This is a genomic window from Novosphingobium aquae, assembly GCF_037572715.1.
Classification (GTDB): domain Bacteria; phylum Pseudomonadota; class Alphaproteobacteria; order Sphingomonadales; family Sphingomonadaceae; genus Novosphingobium; species Novosphingobium aquae.
On record NZ_JBBHJY010000003.1, the window covers coordinates 1 to 23,329 of the forward strand.

Genomic DNA, 23,329 nt, shown 5'->3' on the forward strand with positions numbered 1-23,329 from the left:
ACTCCGGTCGTTATGTGCCGCCCACACCTCCCGGCAGAGGTTGAGCCGGATGGAGGGCTTCGGGCAGTGACTGACGAGGACTACGTGAAGATCAATGGCGAGATGCAAGACTGTGGCGCGCGGTTGACCAGTAAGGCGGGGTCCTCGAAAGCTATGTCACCAAAACCTGCGACAAGGCGGCTGTTGCTACTTTCATGAAGAAAAGGCTTGAACGCAACGGCTCGCTTAAGGCCATCAGTTAGGCAGAGCCCCTGGCTGGCCTTTCGTCTCGTGATCATGCAGCGCGCATGGTGGCTGCGGCGAGGGTGGTGGGGGCCTAGCGTTACGCTCGTAAGCAGGTCCATCTCTAACGCCGTCCCTAACGCATGCTCCTCACTGGGACGAACCAGCTCGAATGACGGCGAACGGTTATCACGGACTTCTGCCGGAAATCGGGGATAAGCGCCCCAATTGCAGGGGGATAGTGGCGGATACCCTCTCCGCCATAACCTTCTGATAACAGAACGAAATGCGAGATTGCCGCTAGGGTGATGCAGTCATGCGCGGCCGGCGGGCCTTTGGTTGCAACTTCGTGGTCCCTTTCCGCCAACGGTATTGCATTGCACTGGTGGTTGGCGAATGGGGTGCCCATGAGCAAGAAACGCCGGTATCTCACTGCAACCATGCCCGATGGCTATGTGAAGACCATCGGGCCAACGGCTGACAGTTTCACGCATTACTGGCGCATTGTTGCGGAGCTTGAAGGCGGCAAGACCGAGGTGTTCTGGGGCCATACGCGCTCGCTTGCCGAGGCGCGCCGCAAGCAGGCGCCGGCCCAGCAGGCCGCGCGGACTCGGGGATGGAAGAGTTTTTCCTTTGAGATCGCCGAGCTTGTCGAAACGCCGGCCAACTAGCGCCGCCAGACCGCATCGGCCCGGAGATGGCGGCCGAGATCGCGGCGGCTCCACATGTTAAGCAGCGCGATCGTGACCTTTAGCTGCACCCGAGCGGTTTCATTCGCGGTGAAGACCGGATCGTAACGATCCGCCGCCTCCGCCGGGTCGGGCACTTCGCGCAGGATGGCTGGCGGGGCTGTCGTCATGTGCAGGGCTGACAGCATCACGTGCATTTCGACGTGCTGCGCCAGCTCGCCCCGATCGAGCATCGGCCCGCCTGCCTGCGCATATTCGGCGATGAAGAGATCAAGCAGGCCCTCGAGATGCCGATCATGCGTTTCAGGCTCCGCTGCACCCAGGCAGCCCCAGATCGACTGGGCCACCGACATCTGCCCGACACTGCCCCAGTCGATCAGTCCAGAGCGCAGCGCGCCGTCCGGTTCGCGCCAGAACCACGCATTGTCGATGTTAGCGTTCATGTGACAAAGCGCGATCATCTCTGGCCGGGCGAGCAGGAGGCGCAGGATTTGCGTCTGGTGTTCTGCCGCGAGCGGGGCGGCGGCGCAGAAGGCATCCAGAAAGCCCCGGTCGGCGATGTGCGCGGGGAACAGGTGCGGATATTGCAGGATGAATTCGGCGAGGCGGTTGATCCGCTTGGCCAGCAACGGCAGGTCAAATGGCGGACGGCGCGCGATCAGGCGGTCGGCATCGAACGGGAAATCGCGCTCGACAATGTCACCCAGCCGGCCCGATTTGTGCTCGCCTGAAAGTCGCGCCAGATTGGTGATCAGAGCCCGGTAGTGCGGCGACGGATCGGGCAGCAGGTGGTCCATGCATTTTGGGTAATGCGGCTCGATCGCGCCTTGGTCATAGGCAATGCGTTCCGTGATCAGGATGCCGGTCAGCGTGTCCTGCTGAATATCGGCAAAATAGCAGTGCGGCACTACGACCGGAAAACCGGCCTTGCGCGAAAGGTTCGCCAGCCGCACTTCGGACGGCATGTGATAGCTGCCACTATCGCGCACCTTGTCACGGAAATTACGCGAGAATTTCACGAACAGATCGTACGTCAGGCCGGGCTCGTCGCGTTCATAAGCTACCGAAAGCAACGCCTTGACCCCGGTGCCGCCCAGCATCCATTCGTCGAGGCCGGTGATCGCCGTGACGCGGTTGTCCGCCCCTAGCGCGCCGCTGGCGCGAAAGGCGCGCGTCAGGAATTCCGGCCCACCGGATTGGAGCGCTTCGGGATGGGCCGGGAAGTCGAGGCCGAACAGGTCGCCTCGCGCCCAGTCAATGATCGCCGTCTGTGTCATGCCGCGCGGCTAGCACGATGCGGCGTGCGCACAAGGGCGCTTGTGGCGGGCACCAGACTGTCGATTGCGTACAGGACCGGCTGGCGACTTGCCGAAAATCCGGTTAGCGGCAGCCCATGAGCATCATTGCAACGATCATGAATTCGGCGACTGGCCGCCCCATCCAGAAGGTGACATTCAACCGGATGCCCAAGCCATGGGCGAGCTTCAACCTTGCCTCCGGAGAACTGGTGGTGGCCGAGCGCGTCGACGTGGGCAAGCCGGCGCCCGGCAAGTTTGCCGCGCCGGTCGATATATGGGTCAAACTCAAGCCCGCGGACTGAGCCGGGGAAGGGCGCCATGGATTCTGCCGATCTTGCTATTCGTCTGCGCCGCGCCGCCTTCAACCGTGCGATTGCGCACTCGGATCTTGCGGCCATCGGCCAGTTTTTGACGAACGATGCCGTGCTGGTGGCCGGGACGGACAGTGCGCTGCTGTCCGGCCGCAAGGCGCAGCTGCTGGCGTGGAAGCGCGAATTCGCGAGCGCCGATCGTACGGTCTACACGCGCCTTCCCGACAAGATCGAGCTGTCGGCAGTTGCGCCGATCGCCATGGAGCACGGCAAATGGCAAGGCGTGACCTTGTCCGGGATCGATCTGGCATCGGGGACCTACGCCGCCAAATGGCGAAAGGCCGGCGGGGAATGGATGCTTGAGGCCGAGATTTTTCTCACTCTGGCGTGAATTGGTGAAACACCTGACAGGGATTGTGGCGATGATTGAGCCGGGTACGACGTTCAAGGATAACTTGCAGCAATTGCCGCCGGTAAGCGGCGTGCAGCGGATAGACCTCATCGACGCCAATGGCCTCGTCGTTGCCAGCATCGAGAATCAACCGGGCAAGCAGGGCTCGGTGGTCGTCTATCACTACCTGAAGCAAGCCTTTGGTAGGCTGGACAGTGCGGCGGCAGAGCATGGCCTGCTCGTGTTTGGCGAGCACACAGCGGATGCCCGCGCGCGTCCGGGCGCCCATCCGAATGTCGATCGGCTGCTGGCGATCGCCGCGGGCGACGAAGCACTGGACATTCAAATCATCGGCGCTGGCCACTAACCAGCCGCCCCGGCTGTCGCTAGTCGAGCGCGATCCAGTCATGCAGATCAGGAGCTTCTCCCAGCAGGGCGAGGCCATGGGCGATCGAGGTCATCTCATTGCCGCTGGCGATCCTGTCCGGCCCGAAGCGCTGTTCAAACACGCGGCGCACGGCAGGTATCAGCGACGAACCGCCCGTCAGGAACACCTGATCGATCTGGCGGGCATCCAGCCCGGCATTGGCCAACGCCGCGTCAAGCGTTTCGCCAATCCGGAGCAGGTCGGGCGCGATCCAGCTTTCGAAATCGCTGCGGCTGACCTCTGCATCGATTATCAGGCCGGGGCCTTCGAAGTGAAAGTGGCCATGGGTTTCGCTCGACAGGCTGCGCTTGAGCTGGCCCACGGCTTCATACAGCGCGTAGCCCAGTTCGTTTTCGACCACCGCGATCATCCGGGCTATGGCGGGGGGATCGGTAGCGCTGCGTTCCAGCTGCGCCAATTGGGCAAGCGTCCGGCGGTTGCGCATCAGGGCGAGGCGCGACCAATCGCCGAATTCGGTGAAATGCCCGGCCGGAATGTCCAGCACCTTGCCGAAGGAATTATACGTGCCGCCCTTGCCCAGCAGGGGGAGCACAAGCTTGTCCATGATTCGGCTGTCGAACCTGTCGCCCGCTATGCCAATGCCGGCCGAACCAAGCGGCACGCAGCGCTGTGCCGCGCCCGGCGGGCCGACCTTCACGATTGAAAAGTCGCTGGTGCCGCCGCCGAAATCCGCCACCAGCAGAGTCGCCGGGTCGGACAGGCCGGTGGCAAAGCCATAGGCCGCACCCAGCGGTTCGTAGACATAGTGGATTTCCCGGCCGAGCAGCGCAAACATCGCATTATAGCGGCGGCGCGCCAGTTCCGGATCGGGCTGCGCACCGACATAGCGCACGGGCCGCCCCACCACGACGCGTTCGGGCAGATTGCGCAGAGCCTCTTCGCCGTGGGCCAACAGGTGCTTCAGGAATATCTGGCCCAGATCCTCAAAGCGCAGCCGCTTTTCGAACAGGTTGGCATGTTCGAACGTGGCCCGGGCGGCGACCGACTTGAAGCTTTGCAGCAGGCGCGACCCTTGCGGGAAATCGAGAAATTCGGCGATTGCCCACGGACCGGCTTCGTGGGCCAGCCCGCCCGGAGCGCTATCTTCCGGCCAGAAGCACAGGGCCGACCGGAAGACCGAGCTGGTACCGCCGGGCGCGTCAAATTCGACCAGTTCGGCTGTGCCGGTGCCCGATGCCATGGCGATGACCGAATTGGTCGTGCCAAAATCGATGCCAACCGCGCGGGCGGGGGAAATGCTGGCCGGCATGAATCGGGTAACCTCGGACTATCCGGAAACGGTCGGCGCCTATGGCAGCGTGGCGGCGATCCGGCAATCGCTTTGCCAGCCGTGCTCTGGCAATCGCGTCTTTAGCCAGCGCTTTCGCTGCTGGCATAGGCACGCAGGAAGTCAGCGGTTACCGCCTCGGCTTCAGCGACTATGTCTTGCGGGGAGGCACGGAACCCCAGCAGCAGCGTGCGCTGGTGCAGGTCGCCAAGGCAAAGGCTGAGGACCATATGGGCGGCACGCACGGGGTCGGAGGGACGCATCGTGCCAGCGTCAATCTGAGACTGGAAATAATGGGCGAGCAGTCGTCCGACAGGCTCACGGCCGCGGCTCGAGAAGATCCGGCCGACTTCCGGAAAGCGCCCGCTTTCTGCCGCAACCAGCCTATAGAGGCCGCAACCATCGGGTGAGGTAACTTTGGTGATGAACTTGCGGCAGAAGGCCAGGACGGTATCGGCCAGTTCCCCCTTGTGGGCGAGCACATCGTCAAGCTGCGCGCGAAACTCGGCCGTCGCATCGTCCATGACGGCGGCGAACAGGTCTTCCTTGGAGGGAAAGTAGCCCCAAAGCGTGCTTTTCGATCCGCCTAGTTCGGTAGCGATTGCCGACATCGAAGTGCCGGCATAGCCGTGTTCCATAAATGAAAGCGCAGCGATTTCGACGATGGCCTGACGCCGGCCAAGCTTGTTGGCCTCGCGTTTGCCCAAGGTTTTCACATCCAATCCCATAGACGTACTATAGGGTACAGTTTTGTGTTGACAAGTCCGGATTGCGCGACCATCTGAAAGCCGTACCCTCTAGTACGGTTATTCCCATGCGCGATTCCCCCCGCCACATTCACCTTGCCCTGCTGACGCTGCCCTTGCTGCTTGCCGGTTGCGCCTCTGTACCGCAGCTCGGCGAACGGCCCGAGATGCGCGAGGCATCTGCGATTGCAGCGAGTCGTTCGGTTGCGACTGACAATGCAACTTCTGCTTGGCCTGCGGGTGACTGGTGGAGCGTCTATGGCGATGCGCAGCTCAGCAAGCTGATCACCGAGGGACTCAGCGATTCGCCTGATCTTGCCGCGGCCGCCGCGCGTTTGCGGGCCGCCGAAGGCTATGCCCAGCAAGCCGGAGCCGCCCGGCAACCGCAAGTGGGCGTCGAAGCCAGCGCTTCAGCCAGCAAGCAGAGTTACAACAACGGCATCCCGCCCGCCTTCGTGCCGCAGGGCTGGAACGACAGCGGACGCGTCGCCGCGACGTTCGGATTCGACCTCGACCTCTGGGGCAAGAACCGCGCCGCGCTCGCCGCCTCGACGTCTGATGCCGATGCCGCGCGGATCGAGGTGGCACAGGCGCGCCTCGTGCTCTCGACGAGCATCGCCGCCGCCTATGCCGATCTGGCGCGCCTCGCAGCCGAGCGTTCGGTTCAGGATCAGGCGCTGGCGGTTCGCATGCACACTCAGAAGCTGGTCGCGGACCGGGTTGCAGTCGGGCTCGACACCCGGGCTGAACTTGAACAGGCAAGCGGCGCAGTACCGCTGGCGCGCGCTGAACTGGCTGCGTCGGACGAGGCCATAGGTCTGACCCGCAATCGCATCGCCGCGCTGGTCGGCGCCGGCCCTGACCGTGGTCTGGCCATTGCGCTGCCCGCCCGGCTGGGCAGCGCGGCGATGATCCCCGCGGCTTTCACCACCGATCTTGTCGGCCGCCGACCAGACATCGCCTCCGCCCGCGCCCGGGTTGAAGCAGCCGCCAGCCGGATCAAGGTTGCCCGCGCGGATTTCTATCCGGCGGTCAATCTGAGCGCGATGATCGGCTTCCAGTCGCTTGGTCTTGGCAACTTGCTGAGCAGCGGTTCGACTTTCGGCTCCGCTGGCCCTGCTATCAGCTTGCCGATCTTTCGCGGCGGGCAGCTGGCCGGCCAGTACAAGGGCGCGCGCGCCAGCTATGATGCGGCTGTCGCGGCCTACGACGGTACCGTTCTGAGCGCATACCGGGAGGTCGCCGATGCAATCACGAGCCGCAACGCGCTGGCGACGCGGCTGGCCCAGAGCCGGGCCGCACTCGGCAATTCCGAACAGGCCTATTCGATTGCCCGCCAGCGTTTCGAAGGCGGTCTTTCGACCTATCTCCACGTGCTCAGCGCCGAGGAGAAACTGCTTCAGACCCGCATGATCGTTGCCGATCTCGAAGCACGGGCCTTCACCCTCGACGTTGCTTTGGTGCGCGCGCTGGGCGGCGGCTTTTCAACAACTACCGAAAATGCGGCGGTGGCCGCGCCCAGGAACAAGACCAATGGCTGAAGCCGATCCCGGAGTCCTCGAAGGGCTTGAACTCGACACTGCGGACGCGGGACGCAAGGCCCGCCGCAACAAGCTGCTATCGATCATCGGCATTGCGGTTCTTGCCGCGCTGCTGATCTATGGCGCGTGGTATTTTCTGGTCGGCAGCCGCACGATCAGCACCGACAATGCCTATGTCGGCGCCGATACCGCCAGTGTCACGCCGATGGTTTCGGGTCAGGTTATCGAGGTCGCCGTGGCCGATACCCAGGTGGTCCGTAAAGGCGACGTGCTGGTGCGGCTTGATGACAGCGAGGCGCGGATCGCGCTTGCCCAGGCGGAGGCCGATCTCGCCAAGGCCAGACGCCAGTTCGGCCAGGCAGCGGCTACGAGCAGCGCGCTGGCCGCACAAGTGCAGGCCCGCTCAGCCGAGGAGGGCCGCGCCCGCGCCCAGCTTTCGGCGGCGCAGGCCGAATTTGCCAAGGCCAGCGTCGATCTTGAACGCCGGCGCAAACTTGCACCCGGCGGCGCGGTGTCGGGCGACGAACTGTCCTCGGCTACCAGTGCCTATGCAGCCGCTCGTGCCAACCTTGATCTGGCTCGCGCCGGCATCTCGCAGGCCGGGGCGATCCGCAATGCGGCAAGCGGCGAACTTGCAGCCAACAATGCCTTGATCAGTGGCACCACGGCGGTCTCCTCGCCTGATGTTCTGGCAGCGCAGGCGCGGCTTGATCTGGCGCGGCTCAATCTTGAGCGCACCGTCGTGCGCGCGCCGATTGCCGGCGTGATCACCCGCCGCAGCGTGCAGACCGGACAGCGCGTCGGCTCGGGCGCGCCGCTGATGCTGATCGTTCCGGTCGAGCAGGTCTATGTCGACGCCAATTTCAAGGAAGCGCAGCTGCGGCGGCTCAAGATTGGCCAGCCGGTGACGCTGACCTCTGACCTCTACGGCAGCGGAGTTGAATTCCACGGCAAGGTTGTCGGCATGTCGGGCGGCACCGGCTCGTCCTTCGCGCTGATCCCGGCGCAGAATGCCACCGGCAACTGGATCAAGGTGGTTCAGCGGCTTCCGGTGAGGGTTGCCCTCGACCCGCGCGAACTGCGCGCCCGTCCGCTGCGGGTTGGCCTGTCGATGGAAGCGGTAATCGACGTTTCGGCGCAGTAGGGAGCCGGCCCATGACAGCGAACGAGGCGGCATCGGCGCCGTTCACCGGAAAAAAGCTGCTGATGGCGGGCATGGTCCTCGCGCTCGCCAATTTCATGATCGTCCTCGATACGACGATCGCCAATGTCTCGGTGCAGCACATCGCGGGCAGCCTTGGTATATCGCCAAGTCAGGGCGTCTGGGTGATCACGTCCTACGCTGTCGCCGAGGCGATCAGCGTGCCGCTGACGGGATGGCTGGCTGGCCGCTTCGGAGCCGTGCGGACCTTCACTGTCGGCATGTTCGGCTTCGGACTGTTCTCGGTGCTGTGCGGATTGTCGACATCGCTGACGATGCTCGTCGCCTGCCGGATCGGTCAGGGGCTGTGCGGCGGACCGCTGATGCCGCTTACGCAGACGCTGCTCCTGCGCATCTTCCGCAAGGATCAGCAGGTGCAGGCCATGGCGCTGTGGGCCATGACCACACTGGTCGCCCCGATCATCGGCCCGATTCTGGGCGGATCGATCAGCGATAACCTGTCGTGGCACTGGATATTCCTGATTAACTTGCCTGTTGCGTTGCTCTGCGGCTTTGGCGCGATGCACTTGCTGCGCCCGATCGAAACCCCGGGCCAGCCGCTCAAGGTGGATCGGACGGGGCTGTTCCTCATGGTGTTGTGGATTGCCGCGCTGCAAATTTTGCTCGATCTGGGCCGCGAGCATGACTGGTTCAATGACACGTCGATGGTCTTGCTCGGCTTTACCGCTTTGATCGGCTTTGCCGTCTTCATTGCTTGGGAACTGGGGGAGAGGCAGCCGATCGTTGACATCCGCGTGTTCCGACACCGGGGCTTTACGGTCGCGGTAACGGCGCTGTCGTTCTCGTTCGCGGCGTTCTTCTCAACCATGGTTATCATACCGCAGTGGCTGCAGGCGAGCCTGGGCTACACCGCAACCTATGCCGGCTATGCCACCGCTTTCACCGGCGTGGCCGCAATTGTCATGGCCCCGGTCGTGGCCAAGCTTTCCACCCGCGTCGATCCGCGCCTGCTGGTCTGTTTCGGCATCCTCTGGCTCGGCATGACCGCGCTGCTGCGTTCCCAATGGAACAGTCAGGCCGATTTCTGGACACTCGCCATGCCTCAGCTGATCATGGGCTTTGGCATGCCGTTCTTCTTCGTGCCCCTGACCACGCTCGCCTTGGCGGCGGTCGAGCCTGAGGAAACCGCGTCGGCGGCGGGCGTGATGAACTTCCTGCGGACCATGGCAGGGGCGATCGGGACATCGATTTCAGCCACCATCTGGAACGACAATGCCGTGGTTGCGCGAAGCGAGATGACCGGCAGGCTCAACACGCGTGAGGCCCAGGATGCGCTCGCGGCGCAGGGCTGGACTGTCGACCAGACACGTGTTGCTGTGAGTCAGTTGGTCGATCAGCAAAGTCTGGCGCTTGCCACCAACCACGTGTTCCAGATCGCCGCGCTGGTCTTTGCCGGGGCGGCGATGATCGTCTGGCTGGCCCCTCGGCCGCAGCGCGAAGTCGACACGATTGCAGTGCACTAGGCCAGTCAAACTGATCCGCAGGGCCCGCTGAGAGGGCGTGATATGCCCTTGGCCCGTGCATTGCGCCTCTACGACCATCGTGCAACCGCCTGACGGTTATTCAGATGAATCTGTCCAGACTTTGCGTCAGCCGCAATAGCTGCGACACACAGTCTGTAACTGGCAGGAGCGGAGCGCCGTCATGGCTGCGGTCGAAATAGTCGAGGTTGGCCCGCGCGACGGGCTGCAGAATGAAAAGGTGATGATCGCCACCGCCGACAAGGTGGAACTGGCGCGGCGCGCGATTGCGGCCGGGATCACGCGGCTGGAAGTGACCAGCTTCGTCAACCCTGCGCGGGTGCCGCAAATGGCCGACGCGGAAGAGGTGGTGAAGCTGCTCGGCCGGCCTGAAGGCGTGACGCGGATCGGGCTTGTCCTCAACGAAAAAGGTGCCGACCGGGCGATAGCCTGCGGGCTCGATCAGCTTGGCGCTGTGACGCTCGCCAGCGACACCTTTGGCATCCGCAACCAGAAGCAGACCAGTGCCGAATCCGTCGAAGTGGCCAAGCGCATCATCGCGCAGGGCAAGGCGGCGGGTCTTTCGGCGCAAGTGACGATTTCGGCGGCCTTCGGCTGCCCATTCGAAGGCGAGGTCGATCCGGCGAAGGTCGTCGCCATGGGGCGGCAGCTGGCCGATGCCGGTCCCTGCGAGATCGTGCTGGCCGATACCATTGGCGTTGCGGTGCCGGCGGAAGTTTTCCGGCTGGTGGCGCAGGTCAAAGCGGCCATCGCTCCGATCCCGGTGCGCGCGCATTTTCATGACACCCGCAACACCGCCATCGCCAATGTCTGGGCGGCGGTGGAGGCAGGCGCGAGCACCATCGATGCCAGCATCGGCGGGCTGGGCGGCTGTCCGTTCGCGCCCGGCGCGGCGGGCAATGTCGCGACCGAGGACGTGGTCTATCTGCTGGGCCGTTCGGGCGTGCAAACCAATCTCGATTTCGACGCGCTGGTCGCCACTTCGCACTGGCTGGGCGGCGTGATGGGCAAGCAGCTTCCTTCGCAGCTGGCGAAGGCGGGCGGATTTCCAAAAGGTGAGGCGAAGTGATGTTGAAGGAGAATACCGGCGCGCTCAAAGGGGTTAAGGTGGTCGAGCTGGGACAGCTGATCGCCGGGCCGTTCTGCGGCCAGCTGCTGGGCGACATGGGTGCCGACGTGGTCAAGATCGAGCTTCCCGGCGTGGGCGATCCGATGCGCGTCTGGGGCAATGGCACGCACAAGGTGTGGTGGCAGGTGATCGGCCGCAACAAGCGCTCGGTCTCCATCAACCTGCGCGTTGCCGAAGGACAGGCGCTGGCGCGCAAATTGCTCGCCGATGCCGACATCATGATCGAGAATTTCAAGCCCGGCACGATGGAGAAGTGGGGCCTCGATCCCGCAACGCTCCATGCGATCAATCCCGGCCTGATCATCGTGCGCGTATCGGGCTATGGCCAGGACGGCCCCTATTCGGACCGGGCAGGCTTTGGCGGGATTGGCGAGGCGATGGGCGGCTGGCGCGCGATCGTCGGCGATCCAGACCTTCCGCCAAGCCGCATGGGCGTGTCCATCGGCGATTCTCTTGCCGGGACTTATGGCTGCATGGGCGCGCTGGCGGCGCTGCGCGTGCGGGATCAGACCGGTCGCGGGCAGGTGGTCGATTCCGCGCTGTACGAAGCCGTGCTGCAGGTCATGGAAAGCCTTGTCGTGGAATACGATGTCGATGGCATCATGCGCGAGCGGTCCGGCTCGGTGCTCAAGGGCATTGCGCCGTCGAACGTCTACAAATGCTCTGACGGCGAATACATGATCGGCGCAAACGGCGACGCCATCTTCGCGCGTCTGGCGACGGCGATGGGCCAGCCCGAACTCGCCGTTGACGAACGTTATGCCACGCACGGTGCGCGCGGGGTAAATCAGGTGGAACTCGACAATCTGGTCGATGCCTGGACATCCACGCTGACCATCGACCAGCTTGAGGCGAAGATGATCGAATATTCGATCCCGGCTGGCCGCGTCTACAAGGCGCCGGATATGCTCCGGGACCCACATTTCGCGGCGCGGCAGGCCATCGTAGAAGTGCCCAATGAAGAGCATGGCTCGGTAAAGATGCAGGCCTGTTTTCCCCGTCTCTCGGACACTCCGTCTTCAATCCATCGCGCTGCCTCCCGCTTTCCGGGAGAACACAATGCCGAAGTTCTGGGCGAACGGCTGGGGCTGGGCGCAGAGGAACTTGCCGAATTGGCGACACGCGGCATCATCTAGTCCCGGCTGAACGGGCGGAAGGGGAGAAATGGGGACCACGGACACGGCAGTGCCCACGCGAGTGGCGCTTGCCTATGGCACGGGCCAGCTTGGCGCGCAGATTTTCCGCGACACGCCGGCAGTGCTGCTGCCGCTGTTCATGACGACCATGCTTGGCGTGGCGCCGTGGATCGCCGGGCTTGTCGTGCTGGTGCCCAAGCTGTGGCTGATCGCCTGCGATCCGCTGATGGGGGCATGGTCTGACAGGGTGAAGCCCAGCCGGGGGCGCACGCCGTTCCTGCTGGCCGGGGCCGTGCTCACCAGCCTGACCTTCGTCGCGCTGTTCTGGCACACCGGCTATTCCAGCGCGGCCATGGCGGCGGCGGTAACCTGCGCGCTGTTCTTCGTCGGCTCTACGGCGTTTTCGATGTTCTCGGTGCCCTATCTCGCCATCGGCTCGGAACTTTCCCCCGATCCGCACCAGCGCACGCGGGTGATGATGTACCGGCTCAATTTCATGACCATCGGCGTGGTCGTTGGTGTGGGCGCGGCCCAGCCGCTGATGGCGGCCTTTGGTGGCGGCGCGGCTGGCTGGCGGGCGATGGGCTTGGTCTTCGGCCTGCTGTGCATCGGCACCATGCTGATCACCGCTATCGGCCTGAAGGGCGTGCAACTGATTGAAGGCGAGGCTGCACCGGGCAATTTCCTCTCGCAGTTGAAGCAGGTAGGCCAGAATACGCCGTTCCGCGTGCTTCTGACCGCGCATTTCATCCAGAGCGTGGGGCAGGCATCGAGCTATACCGTGATTGCCTTCATCTATCTCTATGCCGTGCAAGCGGTGTGGATCATTCTGCCGTTCGTGCTGGTCATGTCGGTGGTTGCGATTGCCAGCCAGCCGGTGTGGGTCGCCATGTCGCGCCGCTTCGGCAAGGAACGCTGCTATGTCGCGGCCATGCTGGGGTGGACGCTGGTTACGGCAAGCTGGTTCTTCGTGAAGCCTGCAGACGACGTTATCTTCGCCGGGCTTGGCACGCAGCATATTCTTGTGCTGGTGCGGGCCATGGTGATCGGCGTGTTCAACGCCTCGTTCATAATGCTCGCCCTGTCGATGCTGACTGACACCATCGCCTATGAACGCGACCGCACCGGATCGGCCAACGAAGGCGTATTCTCAGGCATTTTTTCGGCAGCGGAAAAGCTGGCCTTCGCGCTTGGCCCCGTGATCGCGGGCGTGGTCATGAGTGTTTACGGCTTCAAGGAATCGACCGGCGGCATGGTGGAACAGACGCCCGAGGCGATCCGCGGGATCGTGTTGCTGTACAGCCTAGTCCCGGTGGCGACGCAGCTGACCGCGCTGGCAGTGTTCAGCCGCTATCGCCTGCCGAAAAGCGCATGACTGCCCGACAGACGGAGAGCGTGCGGGCGTTCACCTGTGCGCCATGAAGCTGCCGCTAAATCCGTCTGAAGATTTGAAAGGCTTTTCGAAATGCGTGCCATGTCCCGTTCGCTGATCGCTCTTCCGCTCATTCTGGCGGCTGCCGCTCCCGCCATAGCTGCGCCACCGGAGCAAGGTCTCGCGGCCAAGGGCAAGCTTATCTATCTGCGCTGCGCCGCCTGCCATGCGATGACTGCCAAAGCCCCCAAGAAAGTCGGCCCGCACCTTGAAGGCGTTGTCGGGCGCACTTCGGGCACCGTTCCGGGCTTTACCTATTCGGCGGCGATGAAGAAGACCCCGATCAAGTGGAATGATGCCACGTTGGACAAGTGGCTGGCGCGTCCGGCCGGAGTGGTTCCGGGCACGTCGATGGTGTTTGCCGGCCTGCCCAATCCCGCCGATCGCAAGGCGGTGATCGCCTATCTCAAGAAGCCGGTTCCCTGATGGACATCAGCCGCCGGGCTTTTTCCCTTGGCGCCTTGCTGGCCCCCTTGGCCGGCCCGCTTGGCGCGGCGGCACCTGCGCGCCGGGCGTTTGATCTGGAGGGGCCGGGCGGTCGGAGCATCGCCATCACCGAATGGCGGCCCAATGGGCGCAAGCGGGGGACGATCCTGTTCTCCCACGGCGCACTTTCCGCTCCGCAGCTTTACGAAGCAGTGATCGGGACTTGGGTAGCCGATGGCTGGCATGTGCTGGCGCCGCTGCATGTCGATTCCGAAGAGCACCCCGGAACCAGGGAATTCCCCGGTCTCGCCAGCTGGAAAGCGCGAATTGAGGATATGCGCGCGTTGTCCGCCCATGTCGGCAAGCGTCCATGGGTCGCAGCCGGACACAGCTATGGCGGACTGGTGGCGCTGACCATGGGCGGCGCAGCGGCCGTGCCGCCGCCGGGAATTACCGGGGCGCTGTCGGACGCGAATGTCCGCGCCGTGGTCGCCTTCTCGCCGCCCGCGCCGGTCCCGGTGCTGTGCACGGCGGAGGGCTATGCCAAGCTGGCCGTGCCCGCGCTGATCCAGACCGGCACGGCGGATAATCCGCCCGCCGGGCCGGGCCTCGCACCCGTGCCTGGATCGTGGAAGGGACACCTCGCGCCTTATGATGCGGCTGCGCCCGGAGGGAACCGCTATGGCCTCGTGCTGGAAGGCGTCGACCACTATTTCGGCGGGCTGATCTGCCGTTATGAAGTACCGGGGCCGCAGCAAGTTGCCCGGCTGGAAGATGCCAAACGGATCTCGACCCAGTTCCTGCGCGCCTTCGGGGCGGGCGACCGCGCGGCAATGCGCTTGCTGGACCGGCAAGTCAGTGATGCAATGCCGGTGCAGTTGCTTCGCAAATAGGGTTCAGCCCTCAGCGACTTCCTCGATGGTCTTGCGATACGCTTCCGCGGTCTGCGCCTCAGCGGCTTCGGCGGCGTCCTTCGACGTCAGGTAGAATAGGCGGCCAAGGAAGTCCTGCCGCCATGCCTCTCGCGATTCCAGCGCCTCCTGATCCAGTTGGAGTGCTTCGATTCCAGCTGCAAGATCAACCCCTTGTGCCTTGGCGGCACGCTCGGCAGAATCGAGCCGGTCGCGCAGGGTGGCAAGCTCGCTAGCCAGCACCATGATCATCGACATGGCCTCATCAAGGCCCGGTGTTTCGTAAAATTCAGGCCGCTTTCCTCGCGCGTGGCGGATGACATGAGGGCGTTCAGTGGGTGTATTTCCGGCGTTCATGCTGCCATTGCCTTTGCTTCTGCCTTGCGGCCGATGAACACTTCCCAGCCGCCGCCAGGGGCGAATTCGCCCGCCGTAAAGTCGCGCTCGGCCACGTGTTCGGATGCTTCCTGACTGTAGCCGTCGGCCGCCGCGGCGAATTCCATGACCGCCATCGGGGCCGTGTCAAAGCGCACATCGGCGCGGTCAAAGCCGGCTTTCACGGCCAGTTCGTACTGGTCCATGTCGCGCATCGCGCCCCAGAACGGTTCGTTGTTGTACCAGGTCTCGTTGTCGAGAATGAACTGGGTGAACGGGTCCATCAGGTCAAACGGCGGCAGATCGGCGTGGATCATCAGGCCGCCCGGCGCGAGGACGCGGAAGGTCTCTTCGAACACTTTCGGCATCGCCTTGCCGCTGGTCTCGTGCAGCAGGATGTGGCTGACGACGAGGTCGAAATGGCCGTCCGGGAAAGTCGTCGCCGTCGCATCCATCTGCGCGAAGTTGACCTCGAGCCCGAAGGCGGCGGCCCGCGCATGGGCATAACGCACGCAGGGTCCGCCCACATCGATGCCCCAGATCTCTGCCTCGGGGAACAATTCCTTATAGGGCAGGGTCGAATGGCCAACCGTGCAGCCCATGTCGAGGATACGGCGCGGTTTGAAGTCGGGCAGGTTGCGCTTCAGGTAATTGACCACCGAGCGGCCCATGTCGTCATTGTTCGGCCCGGTATAGCCCATTGAATAGAGGTAGACGCCCCGATCATATAACGCGCCGACCGAGATGTCGTCTTCGCACACTTCCGAACAATAGCCGCCCGGCATGCAGTGAATGTCCAGCGCCGTGACATAGCGCGGCGGGACGAAGCCCTCTGGAATGATCAATTCCGCCTTGGTACTGGCCGAAAGTTCCTTGGCCTTGGCGTTCAGTTCGGGAAGCTGGCGGTCGACCGAGACATTGACCGATTCCCACAACAGTTCCTGCGCGATGCGGTTCGCGGCGGCGTAGTGCTGGAAATAGATGTCGCCGACCATGCTGGCACGAATTTCGCGGCGATCTGCCGGCGCGTGGCCGGTCTCGCGCTGGAAACGCGGTGCAGCGCGGGTCTGGTAAATCGGCGTCAGGCCGGGAAGCAGGGTGCTTTGGATGAAGCCCTTGAAGCTCTTGGCGAACTCCTGCCGCGACGCTTCGTCGTGAGTCGCGGTAGGCAGCGCGGCATGGGGTGCCTGCTGGAAGGTATTCAACATCCGCTTCTCCGCTCCATCCTGTACGTCAGCCCGCGTCTTGCGGCGCTTGTGGCCCCGGGGCAAGGTCCCGGCCGGTCCGCTATCCGCAGGGCGGACAGGCCATGCTATCGCGCTCCTGTACCGGGCGGAAAGCGGAAAAACGGTGTGCAGACCCACAGGGAGATTTCAAGATGGACGGAGCAAAGTTTTCGCGGCGCGACAGCCTGGGCCTGGCGGCTCTGGCGGCAGGGGCCGTTGCTGCGCCCGCCTTGGCCAAGGGGGCCAAACCGCGCTTCATCACCAAGATCGATTTCAAGGACCCGAAGTGGACGCGTGACACCTATGTGCGCATCGATGCTGATATCGATCCGACCAAGGAGAAGTGCGGCTGGCTGAAGGGCCGCGCCTATGGCGTGCGCGACGGCGAAAAGGTGCGCCCGTTGTTCGACGTGGAGGGGTTCAGTTTCGTGCGAACCAAGCGGCTGGAGGACGGCTCCTATCGCCGCATGCTGCGCGAAATCGTGTTCTACCGCGATATCAACACCGGCAAGATCATGGAATCCTGGCACAATCCCTATACGAACGAGACCGTTAAGGTCGTGCCGATCGCCAACGATCCGTTCAACTTCACCATCGGTGAATGGGCACCCGAACCGCCGAGTTATGGCGGGCTGAACAAAGACAAGCCGCCGCGCAAGCCCTTCCTGCAGAACTGGGAATTCGGCCCCGAAGGCACGATGATCCTGCGCACCGAAGTCGACATGATCTATCCCAACGCGCTGAAGCCCGATGTCTGGGTGCGCGAAAGCTCGGGCCCGATGAACCGCGTGTCCGAACACTTCATCTACGTGGTGAAGCGCAAGGACGTGGAGAACCCGAACCTCACCCACATCCCGCACATCGGTTCGTGGTCGCGCGTGACGCCATGGCTGCCGTGGATGCTGATGGGGCAGGCGCCGGGCCACGTGAACTATTTCACCAACTTCCAGACCATACCGAACGGCGTGGCCGGATTGCCGGCGGATCTGGTGGCCGCGGCGCGGAAATATGGTGACAAGTGGCTGAGCGCGCCGACCGAGGATTACGGTCCTTCGCTCTCCAGCCTGGAAAACTATGCGCGCGAGCAGAAGCCCGCGCCGGTGCCCGAAGGCTGGACGCCGCCGCAGCCGCCTTCGCTAAAGAAGTAAGGTATTTAAGAACCGCTAAAGGCCCCTCTCCGCCTGTGGACCGGCGGGGAGGGGTTTCCTTTTTACAGCCCCAGAACGCCGGGGTTCATCAGCCCTTTGGGATCAAGCTCGCGCTTGATCGCGCCGAGCAGGCTCTGCATCTGCGGCGCAAGGCGGACCTGATAGGGATAGGCGCGGCCGATCTGGAAATGTGCGGCGCGGTGATCCTGCATCACCGCAATGATGGCATTCTTCAACTCATCAGCATAGGCGCGGCTGTCTGGATCGGCCTTGAAGTCCGGTTGGCCGCCGAGGTATTCCGCGCCCAGCGTCCGCTCGTGATAGGCGGTGCGGGCATCGGGCCAGTAGAGTGCGACCTCATAGAGAAACCCGGTCGAGCCGACGGGTGAGAACATGTTCCCCAGCCAGACGCCCAGCTTGTCCATCTCCGCCTTGCGGGCAGCGATCAGCGCCTTGAACGCGGTGTCGAAGGCCACCGCCTGATCGTGCGCCAACACGGCATGGATCGGCACCCAGCGTTCGCCGCCAGGGCCAAGGATGTTGAACAGCGGCGCGAAGGGCAGCGATTTCACGAAAGTCGGAATTGAGTTGGCAATCTCTCGCCCGTGAGTGGAGAGGACCCGGCGGAGTTGCTTTGCCCGCAGCGCTGCTTCCTCGGCGTCTGCACCATCGACGATGAAGTGGAGCATATAGGCCCCGGCGCGCATCGCATCCTCGCCGGCGATGGCCATGCGGAGGAGCTGCGCCACGCCCTTCAACTTGTTGGGCGCGCGTTTCAGCACCTGTGCGGCAATCTCCAGCTTTGCCCCAATCCCGTCCTGCCGGCCTATCTGTCCCTGCGACAGCGCGAGATCGAGCCCGAACTGCGAGTCCTCGATCCCAGCAAGTTGCGCGGCGCGCGAACCAGCATGGAAAGCGGCGAAGTCGTCGAAGGCAAAGCTCAGGCATTCGAAATGGTTGCGTAAGCCGATAAGTGGCAGGCGCGCGGCGACCTTGATCCCGAATGCGCCGCAATCGCCTGTAAACAGGCTGGTGAGGTCGGGGCCATAGTTGCGGACAGCGCTGCCGGTCCCGGTCGAGACTAGCTCGCCGCTGGCCAGAACGACGTCCATCGACAGCACCGACTGCGCCGAAATCCCGTGCGCCGCCGTGCCGTGGCTCACCGTGTTCTGACTGAGGCTGCCGCCTACTGTGGCGGCAATGCCCGAGAACGGCCCCCAGAACGGCGTGCGGAAGCCCTTGGCATCGAGCGCGGTCTTGAGGTTCGCCCAGGTGACGCCGGCTCCGGCAGTGACCGTGGCATTGGCCTCGTCGATCACGATGGTGTCGAGCGCGCCGGTATCGAACAACACATGGCCGCCTTCGGGCAGGACATAGCCATCGGTGTAGGACGCCCCGCCGCCGCGCGGGACCATGGCCACACCGGCGTCAGAGCAGAGCCGCACGGCTTGTTGCAGGGCTTCGACCGTAGCAGGCCGGATCACGGCAAGCGGCGCGCCGCCCGTGCGGTAAACGTCGTTGGCGTAGTAATCGAGGCTGGCGGCATCGGTGACGACAGCGCTATCGCCCAGCGCGCCGCGCAGTGCATCGACGAGCATTTGAGCGGTTGCCTTGGTCTTCGTAGCCATCATAAACCCCACCAGAATCTTGCTTCCGTCTCTTGCGGCCAGTCTCCCGGCAAGAGACTAGCCCGCCCGGCCTTATCCGGACAGCGGAGACTCGGGGCTGCGCGCGATAGGACCGGCGTTTCGCATACCATCATCACACGCTGCGACAGATGTGGAGTGTCAGGCCGTGATCCCCTATTTTCTTGGCGCATCGGAGTAAGCCCATGGCAGAACGCATCAACCGCGACCGCATCCAGCACGCCAAGGGTAGCCAGCCGGTGGTGTTCGAAAGCCAGACCGTCGACGCGCTTGCCGCCATGGTCATCGCCTTGCTGGGCGAAGTTGCGGTTTTGCGCGACCGGCTCGATGCCAACGAACGCCTTCTGGAACAGGCCGGACTGCACGGGCCGGACAAGGTCGATGCCTTCCAGCCCGATGCCGCTGCCAAGGCGCACCGCGCGCAGGTTCGCAATGCCAGCTACAACCGCGTGCTGGGGGCCGGGCGCGACAAGCTGGTGCCCGACCTGCTGACCGAGCAGCAGCAATATGACGAAACGCTCTCCGCCGTGGCGGACTGAAGGTAAGGACGCGACAATGCTCAGGAACGCACCCGACCATTACGGCCATGCCGTCATGCCGCAGGCCAACCATGACGAGCAGGCGCTGGAAGACCATTTCCTTGCGCTCCGCGAATGGACCGCGCGCAATCTCGATCCGCTTGACCGGCGGTTGCTTGACGAGGTTGTCGTGCCCGAAGTCGCTGAGGCGCTTGGCCGCGCTCCGGGCAAGAGCAGCGAAGTGCGCCGCGCGCTCGAAGCCGAGCCATTCCACCAGTACTGGCTGACCCTGACGCTCGCCTATCAGGACCGCATGTGGCACGCGATTGATGAATCGATTGACCGGCAATACGACACCCTTGCCGAGGAAGTGAACAAGCATGTCGCCGCGCCGCTAGGCTCGCTGCGGCTGGCCCCGGACTTCGTCGCGCCGCGCTATATTACCGCGATTGACAATCACCGGATGCCGGGTTCCTACATGGTTGATACCGCCGAGGACGATTTCCGGGCCGGTGCTCTTTATGACCGGTTTTCATCAACCTATCTGCGCAACTTCAATGGCGGTTGGAAGAACGACGGGCGCGGTCACACGGTGGCCAGCCATGTCCTCGATTTCTACCCCGACCTCAAGCCAAAGCGCATTCTCGACCTTGGATGCTCGATCGGTCAGTCGACCGTGGCGCTGGCTGCGGCCTTTCCCGAAGCCGAAATTTATGGTGTCGATGTCGGCGCGCCCATGCTGCGCTACGGCCATGCCCGCGCCGAGGCGCTGGGCGCCGCGATCCATTTCAGCCAGCAGAACGCCGAATGTACCGACTTTTCTGACGGCAGCTTCGACCTGGTCTGTTCGGCCGCCGTGCTGCACGAAACCTCGACCAAGGCCATGCGCGCGATCTTCAAGGAAAGTCACCGCCTGCTGCGTCCCGGCGGGGTGATGGTTCACGTCGATGTGCCGGCGCGGCACGAGCATCTGGGCCTGTGGGACCAGATGCGGCTCGACTGGGAATCGCACTACAACAACGAACCCTTCATGACCGTGCTCGCCCGCACCGACTGGATGGAAGTCGCCAAGGCGGCCGGGTTTGCCGAGGAAAAGACGGCGGTCGGCTATCGCCGCGGGGTGCGCGAACTTGATCCTAAGCGCGAGGATTTCTTCACCAAAGGCCACCCGGAAGGGCGCACGATGCTGGGATCTTGGTACGCCTGTTCGTCGGTGAAGGACTGAGCCGGTGCCTGTCGAGATCAACGGCCTGCTGAACCACAACGTCTCGTCCGAAACCCACCCGCTGCCGTTCCAGACCTTCGACCGAGACGGGATTGGCCGCATGGCGAGGCTGCATGACGAATGGGGTTATGACCGGGTGCTGGTCGCCAATGCCTCGATCATGCCGGACAATTTCACCATTGCCGCCTTCATCGCCGCGCAGACCGAGCGGCTGGGGGTGATGCTGGCTCACCGGCCGGGCTTCATCCCGCCGACCATGGCCGCGCGGATGCTGGCGACGCTGGACCAGCTGATGCCAGGGCGCGTCGGCGTGCATATTATCACGGCCGCCAGCGACGTCGAAACGCAGGCGGACGGCGATTACCTCAGCAAGGTTGAGCGCTATGACCGCGCGCGCGAATACATTGACCTGCTGCGCCGCATGTGGAGCAGCGATGCTCCGTTCGATCACGATGGCAAATGGTTCCGCTTCACCGGCGGCTTTGCGGCGGTGAAGCCGTTGCACGAGATTCCGGTCTATTTCGGCGGCATGTCGCCCGCCGCGCTGTCTGTGGCGGGTGAATATGCAGACGTCTTCGCAACGCTGTCCGACACCGTCGAAGGCATGAAGGAGGCGGTCGGCAAAGTCCGCGCCGAAGCCGCTCCGCATGGCCGCGATCCCGCGTTCCTCATGTCGATCCGCATTGTCATGGCCGAGACCGACGAAGCCGCCTGGGCCAAGGCTGATGCCATCCGCGAGACGGTGGCGGCCAACATGGGGCAACTCGCGGTCAACAAGGCTGCCTCCGCTGCCGATGGCTTTCGCCGCACCGAGGCGCTCGCCCAGCGCGGCGACCGGCTGGAGCGCTGCTTCTGGAACGGTATCAACCAGCTGCGCGGAGGGCAGAGCAATTCGGGCGCGCTGGTCGGCAGCCCGGAAACGCTGAGCGAAGCGCTGATGGACTATTACCGCGAGGGGGTGACCAAGTTTATCCTGCGCGGCTTCGATCCGGTCGAGGATGTGATCGCCATCGGCCGCGATCTCGCCCCGCTGCTCCGCGCCAAGGCGGCGGATTATGACGCGCGGGTGAGCGCCAATTCCATCACCACGTAACGCGTGCCGTTCCAGTTGCACGAATTGCCCTGCGCGCTTTGCAGGTCGGCGGCGAAGGTCAACTGGCTCATGCCGAAGAACTCGTAGCCTTCCGGCGCGCCGCTGTCGGGCTCCATTTCATAGCCGTAAGTCAGCTTCCAGCGCCCATCAGGCAGAGCGCGGAGCCGCTCGGCATAGGAATGCGAGCGGGACAGGCGCTCACCCCGCGTCTGGAGCGTGACCGACAGATCAGCGCGCATCGTCACCTGCGCTTCCCAACGGTAGAGTTCCGATCCATCCGGGCCGATGGCCCGTCCGGCCAGTTCCCAGATCCCGGCAACATCCCACGTCACTTGGCATGAACCTTGTCGAGCCAGGCGCCCAGATCGCGCCCGGTTTCCTGCGGCAATTCAAGCATGGGATAGTGCCCGACATCGGGGTAATGCACCAAGGTCACCTGAGCCGAGGAAAACTGCTTCACCGCCTTGTCGGCCAAGTAATTGGGCAACACGGGATCACGGTCCCCCCATTGCAGCAGGATCGGCGCGGTAACCTTGGCGGCGTCCCCGCCGGCACCTTTTGCCCAGACGGCTTTCTTGTTTGCTTCCCAGTACTCCTTCACCTTGGCAAAGCCGCCGGGAATGGTGTTGGTCTCATAATACCACTGGACGGTCTCGTCGGTCAGCCGCTCGGGCTTGCCGTAGAGTTCGGACAGCGACTGGCGGTAATAGGCGCGCGGGTAATAGTTCGGGACCAGCTTTTCGTGCGTCCAGACCATGGACCACATCAGCTTGCTGAACTCCGGCGGCGGCGGTGCCTCCAGCGGCAGGGCGGACAGCGCCAGCGCCTTCACCTGATCCGGGTGCCGCGACGCATAAAGCGTGGCAATGGTCGCCCCACTGGAAGTTCCCACAATCGAGAGCTGCTTCAGACCTTTCGCCGCAACCACCTTTTCGATCAGCGCAACCACGCCGGGCATACCCCTTGATGGGGCGGAATCGGTCGACAGGCCATAGGGCGGCCAATCGAACCGGATAACCCGGTATCGGCCCTTCAGCGCATCGGCCCAGGCATCCCATTCGCGCAGGTTGGTCATCGAGGAGTGGAGCATCAGCACCACGGGGCCTTCGCCCTCGTCGCGGATATGAAGGTTGACCGTGCCGTGCTGTTCAAACCGCGATGGCGCGGCGGCCTGATGGGCTTTCACGCTTTCATACGAAGGGTTCCACAAGCCCAGCCGCATCGTGCCAAGCACGCCCGCGACCAGTAATACAAGAACAAGCAGCAGTTTGCCGATCCGCTTCACCATGCTGGACTCCCCTGTGTTGCTGGCAGACTGTGTCGGCGGCAGGCTAGGTGCGGGCAAGGCGGGGGCCACGAGCGTTGCCAGCCTCTCCGGTCTGCGGATAGACAGCCGGGGTGCATGGCGCTGTGGGCCTCTCTGTCGGAGCCTTGGCGATCATAGGAGA

The 23,329-nt window shown here is 63.8% G+C and carries 24 protein-coding genes; 16 read left to right on the plus strand and 8 right to left on the minus strand.

The features are described 5' to 3' along the window. Positions 1–629 precede the first annotated feature (629 nt). Positions 630–893 carry a hypothetical protein gene (locus WG900_RS07425; protein WP_339965997.1) on the plus strand — a complete coding sequence of 88 codons (264 nt, stop codon included), beginning with the start codon at positions 630–632 and terminating at the stop codon, positions 891–893. On the opposite strand, the gene WG900_RS07430 is transcribed toward WG900_RS07425, so the two are convergent. Beyond that, positions 890–2,188, minus strand: coding sequence for a hypothetical protein (locus tag WG900_RS07430; RefSeq protein ID WP_339965998.1), 1,299 nt, complete (start codon positions 2,186–2,188; stop codon positions 890–892). The two genes, WG900_RS07425 and WG900_RS07430, sit on opposite strands and share 4 nt — an antisense overlap. A 116-nt stretch (positions 2,189–2,304) precedes the next feature. On the opposite strand from WG900_RS07430, the gene WG900_RS07435 reads away from it, so the two are divergent. The 3 genes from WG900_RS07435 to WG900_RS07445 are packed head-to-tail and all read left to right on the plus strand — an operon-like array spanning position 2,305 to position 3,278. After that, a complete protein-coding gene (locus WG900_RS07435) occupies positions 2,305–2,511 on the plus strand; it encodes a hypothetical protein (protein WP_339965999.1) in 207 nt (68 codons plus the stop codon). Positions 2,512–2,527: 16 nt separating this feature from the next. Further along, positions 2,528–2,911 (plus strand): nuclear transport factor 2 family protein, encoded by a 384-nt coding sequence (locus WG900_RS07440; protein ID WP_339966001.1) that lies wholly within the window; start codon positions 2,528–2,530, stop codon positions 2,909–2,911. Positions 2,912–2,942: 31 nt separating this feature from the next. Next, entirely contained in the window at positions 2,943–3,278 is a 336-nt protein-coding gene (locus tag WG900_RS07445; protein WP_339966508.1) for a DUF2322 family protein, read from the plus strand. A gap of 19 nt (positions 3,279–3,297) precedes the next feature. Here the strand turns inward: WG900_RS07445 and WG900_RS07450 are convergent, their stop codons facing one another. Further along, positions 3,298–4,608, minus strand: a complete 1,311-nt coding sequence (locus tag WG900_RS07450) for an Hsp70 family protein (protein ID WP_339966002.1) — start codon at positions 4,606–4,608, stop codon at positions 3,298–3,300. Between the two features lie 101 nt (positions 4,609–4,709). Beyond that, a complete protein-coding gene (locus WG900_RS07455; RefSeq protein ID WP_339966004.1) occupies positions 4,710–5,342 on the minus strand; it encodes a TetR/AcrR family transcriptional regulator in 633 nt (210 codons plus the stop codon). Between the two features lie 98 nt (positions 5,343–5,440). On the opposite strand from WG900_RS07455, the gene WG900_RS07460 reads away from it, so the two are divergent. The 8 genes from WG900_RS07460 (at position 5,441) to WG900_RS07495 (ending at position 14,632) form a co-directional block, all read left to right on the plus strand. Continuing rightward, the gene (locus tag WG900_RS07460) at positions 5,441–6,913 is read left to right on the plus strand and encodes an efflux transporter outer membrane subunit (RefSeq protein WP_339966006.1); all 1,473 of its coding nucleotides are present in this window, start codon (positions 5,441–5,443) and stop codon (positions 6,911–6,913) included. Next, positions 6,906–8,057, plus strand: coding sequence for an HlyD family secretion protein (locus WG900_RS07465; protein ID WP_339966008.1), 1,152 nt, complete (start codon positions 6,906–6,908; stop codon positions 8,055–8,057). The genes WG900_RS07460 and WG900_RS07465 overlap by 8 nt, the downstream gene beginning before the upstream one ends. A gap of 11 nt (positions 8,058–8,068) precedes the next feature. After that, the gene (locus WG900_RS07470) at positions 8,069–9,598 is read left to right on the plus strand and encodes a DHA2 family efflux MFS transporter permease subunit (RefSeq protein ID WP_339966009.1); all 1,530 of its coding nucleotides are present in this window, start codon (positions 8,069–8,071) and stop codon (positions 9,596–9,598) included. 181 nt (positions 9,599–9,779) lie between these two features. Then, on the plus strand, positions 9,780–10,685 hold the full coding sequence (locus WG900_RS07475; RefSeq protein ID WP_339966011.1) for a hydroxymethylglutaryl-CoA lyase: 906 nt from the start codon (positions 9,780–9,782) through the stop codon (positions 10,683–10,685). Then, the gene (locus WG900_RS07480) at positions 10,685–11,881 is read left to right on the plus strand and encodes a CaiB/BaiF CoA transferase family protein (RefSeq protein WP_339966012.1); all 1,197 of its coding nucleotides are present in this window, start codon (positions 10,685–10,687) and stop codon (positions 11,879–11,881) included. Before WG900_RS07475 ends, WG900_RS07480 begins: the two co-directional genes overlap by 1 nt. A 28-nt stretch (positions 11,882–11,909) precedes the next feature. Beyond that, a complete protein-coding gene (locus tag WG900_RS07485; RefSeq protein ID WP_339966015.1) occupies positions 11,910–13,256 on the plus strand; it encodes an MFS transporter in 1,347 nt (448 codons plus the stop codon). Positions 13,257–13,346: 90 nt separating this feature from the next. Beyond that, on the plus strand, positions 13,347–13,739 hold the full coding sequence (locus tag WG900_RS07490; RefSeq protein ID WP_339966018.1) for a c-type cytochrome: 393 nt from the start codon (positions 13,347–13,349) through the stop codon (positions 13,737–13,739). Next, positions 13,739–14,632: an alpha/beta hydrolase family protein gene (locus WG900_RS07495; protein ID WP_339966020.1), complete on the plus strand. Its 894-nt coding sequence runs from the start codon at positions 13,739–13,741 to the stop codon at positions 14,630–14,632. The genes WG900_RS07490 and WG900_RS07495 overlap by 1 nt, the downstream gene beginning before the upstream one ends. A gap of 3 nt (positions 14,633–14,635) precedes the next feature. Here the strand turns inward: WG900_RS07495 and WG900_RS07500 are convergent, their stop codons facing one another. Together WG900_RS07500 and WG900_RS07505 are read right to left on the minus strand one after the other, a co-directional pair. Beyond that, entirely contained in the window at positions 14,636–15,007 is a 372-nt protein-coding gene (locus WG900_RS07500) for a hypothetical protein (protein ID WP_339966021.1), read from the minus strand. After that, positions 15,004–16,233, minus strand: coding sequence for a class I SAM-dependent methyltransferase (locus WG900_RS07505; RefSeq protein ID WP_339966022.1), 1,230 nt, complete (start codon positions 16,231–16,233; stop codon positions 15,004–15,006). The genes WG900_RS07500 and WG900_RS07505 overlap by 4 nt, the downstream gene beginning before the upstream one ends. Before the next feature lie 170 nt (positions 16,234–16,403). Here WG900_RS07505 and WG900_RS07510 point away from each other — a divergent pair, with 170 nt between their 5' ends. After that, positions 16,404–17,399: a DUF1838 family protein gene (locus WG900_RS07510; protein WP_339966026.1), complete on the plus strand. Its 996-nt coding sequence runs from the start codon at positions 16,404–16,406 to the stop codon at positions 17,397–17,399. A 62-nt stretch (positions 17,400–17,461) separates the two neighbouring features. Here WG900_RS07510 and WG900_RS07515 read toward each other — a convergent pair whose 3' ends face one another. Further along, positions 17,462–19,030, minus strand: a complete 1,569-nt coding sequence (locus WG900_RS07515; protein WP_339966027.1) for an FAD-binding oxidoreductase — start codon at positions 19,028–19,030, stop codon at positions 17,462–17,464. A gap of 200 nt (positions 19,031–19,230) precedes the next feature. On the opposite strand from WG900_RS07515, the gene WG900_RS07520 reads away from it, so the two are divergent. Genes WG900_RS07520 through WG900_RS07530 form a run of 3 tightly spaced genes read left to right on the plus strand, consistent with a single transcriptional unit; the run spans position 19,231 to position 21,881 of the window. After that, positions 19,231–19,584: a hypothetical protein gene (locus tag WG900_RS07520; RefSeq protein WP_339966028.1), complete on the plus strand. Its 354-nt coding sequence runs from the start codon at positions 19,231–19,233 to the stop codon at positions 19,582–19,584. Positions 19,585–19,600: 16 nt separating this feature from the next. Continuing rightward, positions 19,601–20,788, plus strand: a complete 1,188-nt coding sequence (locus WG900_RS07525) for a class I SAM-dependent methyltransferase (protein ID WP_339966029.1) — start codon at positions 19,601–19,603, stop codon at positions 20,786–20,788. Positions 20,789–20,792: 4 nt separating this feature from the next. Next, positions 20,793–21,881 carry an LLM class flavin-dependent oxidoreductase gene (locus WG900_RS07530; protein ID WP_339966030.1) on the plus strand — a complete coding sequence of 363 codons (1,089 nt, stop codon included), beginning with the start codon at positions 20,793–20,795 and terminating at the stop codon, positions 21,879–21,881. On the opposite strand, the gene WG900_RS07535 is transcribed toward WG900_RS07530, so the two are convergent. Then, positions 21,842–22,213, minus strand: coding sequence for a Cap15 family cyclic dinucleotide receptor domain-containing protein (locus WG900_RS07535; protein WP_339966032.1), 372 nt, complete (start codon positions 22,211–22,213; stop codon positions 21,842–21,844). The genes WG900_RS07530 and WG900_RS07535 overlap by 40 nt on opposite strands. After that, positions 22,210–23,169 carry an alpha/beta fold hydrolase gene (locus WG900_RS07540; protein WP_339966034.1) on the minus strand — a complete coding sequence of 320 codons (960 nt, stop codon included), beginning with the start codon at positions 23,167–23,169 and terminating at the stop codon, positions 22,210–22,212. Before WG900_RS07540 ends, WG900_RS07535 begins: the two co-directional genes overlap by 4 nt. Between the last annotated feature and the right edge of the window lie 160 nt (positions 23,170–23,329).

Excerpts from the sequence above, each read along its gene's own strand:
- WG900_RS07425 (WP_339965997.1), top strand. The coding sequence starts at position 630 with ATGAGCAAGAAACGCCGGTATCTCACTGCAACCATGCCCGATGGCTAT.
- WG900_RS07430 (WP_339965998.1), bottom strand. The coding sequence starts at position 2,188 with ATGACACAGACGGCGATCATTGACTGGGCGCGAGGCGACCTGTTCGGC.
- WG900_RS07435 (WP_339965999.1), top strand. The coding sequence starts at position 2,305 with ATGAGCATCATTGCAACGATCATGAATTCGGCGACTGGCCGCCCCATC.
- WG900_RS07440 (WP_339966001.1), top strand. The coding sequence starts at position 2,528 with ATGGATTCTGCCGATCTTGCTATTCGTCTGCGCCGCGCCGCCTTCAAC.
- WG900_RS07445 (WP_339966508.1), top strand. The coding sequence starts at position 2,943 with ATGATTGAGCCGGGTACGACGTTCAAGGATAACTTGCAGCAATTGCCG.
- WG900_RS07450 (WP_339966002.1), bottom strand. The coding sequence starts at position 4,608 with ATGCCGGCCAGCATTTCCCCCGCCCGCGCGGTTGGCATCGATTTTGGC.
- WG900_RS07460 (WP_339966006.1), top strand. The coding sequence starts at position 5,441 with ATGCGCGATTCCCCCCGCCACATTCACCTTGCCCTGCTGACGCTGCCC.
- WG900_RS07465 (WP_339966008.1), top strand. The coding sequence starts at position 6,906 with ATGGCTGAAGCCGATCCCGGAGTCCTCGAAGGGCTTGAACTCGACACT.
- WG900_RS07470 (WP_339966009.1), top strand. The coding sequence starts at position 8,069 with ATGACAGCGAACGAGGCGGCATCGGCGCCGTTCACCGGAAAAAAGCTG.
- WG900_RS07475 (WP_339966011.1), top strand. The coding sequence starts at position 9,780 with ATGGCTGCGGTCGAAATAGTCGAGGTTGGCCCGCGCGACGGGCTGCAG.
- WG900_RS07480 (WP_339966012.1), top strand. The coding sequence starts at position 10,685 with ATGTTGAAGGAGAATACCGGCGCGCTCAAAGGGGTTAAGGTGGTCGAG.
- WG900_RS07485 (WP_339966015.1), top strand. The coding sequence starts at position 11,910 with ATGGGGACCACGGACACGGCAGTGCCCACGCGAGTGGCGCTTGCCTAT.
- WG900_RS07490 (WP_339966018.1), top strand. The coding sequence starts at position 13,347 with ATGCGTGCCATGTCCCGTTCGCTGATCGCTCTTCCGCTCATTCTGGCG.
- WG900_RS07495 (WP_339966020.1), top strand. The coding sequence starts at position 13,739 with ATGGACATCAGCCGCCGGGCTTTTTCCCTTGGCGCCTTGCTGGCCCCC.
- WG900_RS07500 (WP_339966021.1), bottom strand. The coding sequence starts at position 15,007 with ATGAACGCCGGAAATACACCCACTGAACGCCCTCATGTCATCCGCCAC.
- WG900_RS07505 (WP_339966022.1), bottom strand. The coding sequence starts at position 16,233 with ATGTTGAATACCTTCCAGCAGGCACCCCATGCCGCGCTGCCTACCGCG.
- WG900_RS07510 (WP_339966026.1), top strand. The coding sequence starts at position 16,404 with ATGGACGGAGCAAAGTTTTCGCGGCGCGACAGCCTGGGCCTGGCGGCT.
- WG900_RS07515 (WP_339966027.1), bottom strand. The coding sequence starts at position 19,030 with ATGATGGCTACGAAGACCAAGGCAACCGCTCAAATGCTCGTCGATGCA.
- WG900_RS07520 (WP_339966028.1), top strand. The coding sequence starts at position 19,231 with ATGGCAGAACGCATCAACCGCGACCGCATCCAGCACGCCAAGGGTAGC.
- WG900_RS07525 (WP_339966029.1), top strand. The coding sequence starts at position 19,601 with ATGCTCAGGAACGCACCCGACCATTACGGCCATGCCGTCATGCCGCAG.
- WG900_RS07540 (WP_339966034.1), bottom strand. The coding sequence starts at position 23,169 with ATGGTGAAGCGGATCGGCAAACTGCTGCTTGTTCTTGTATTACTGGTC.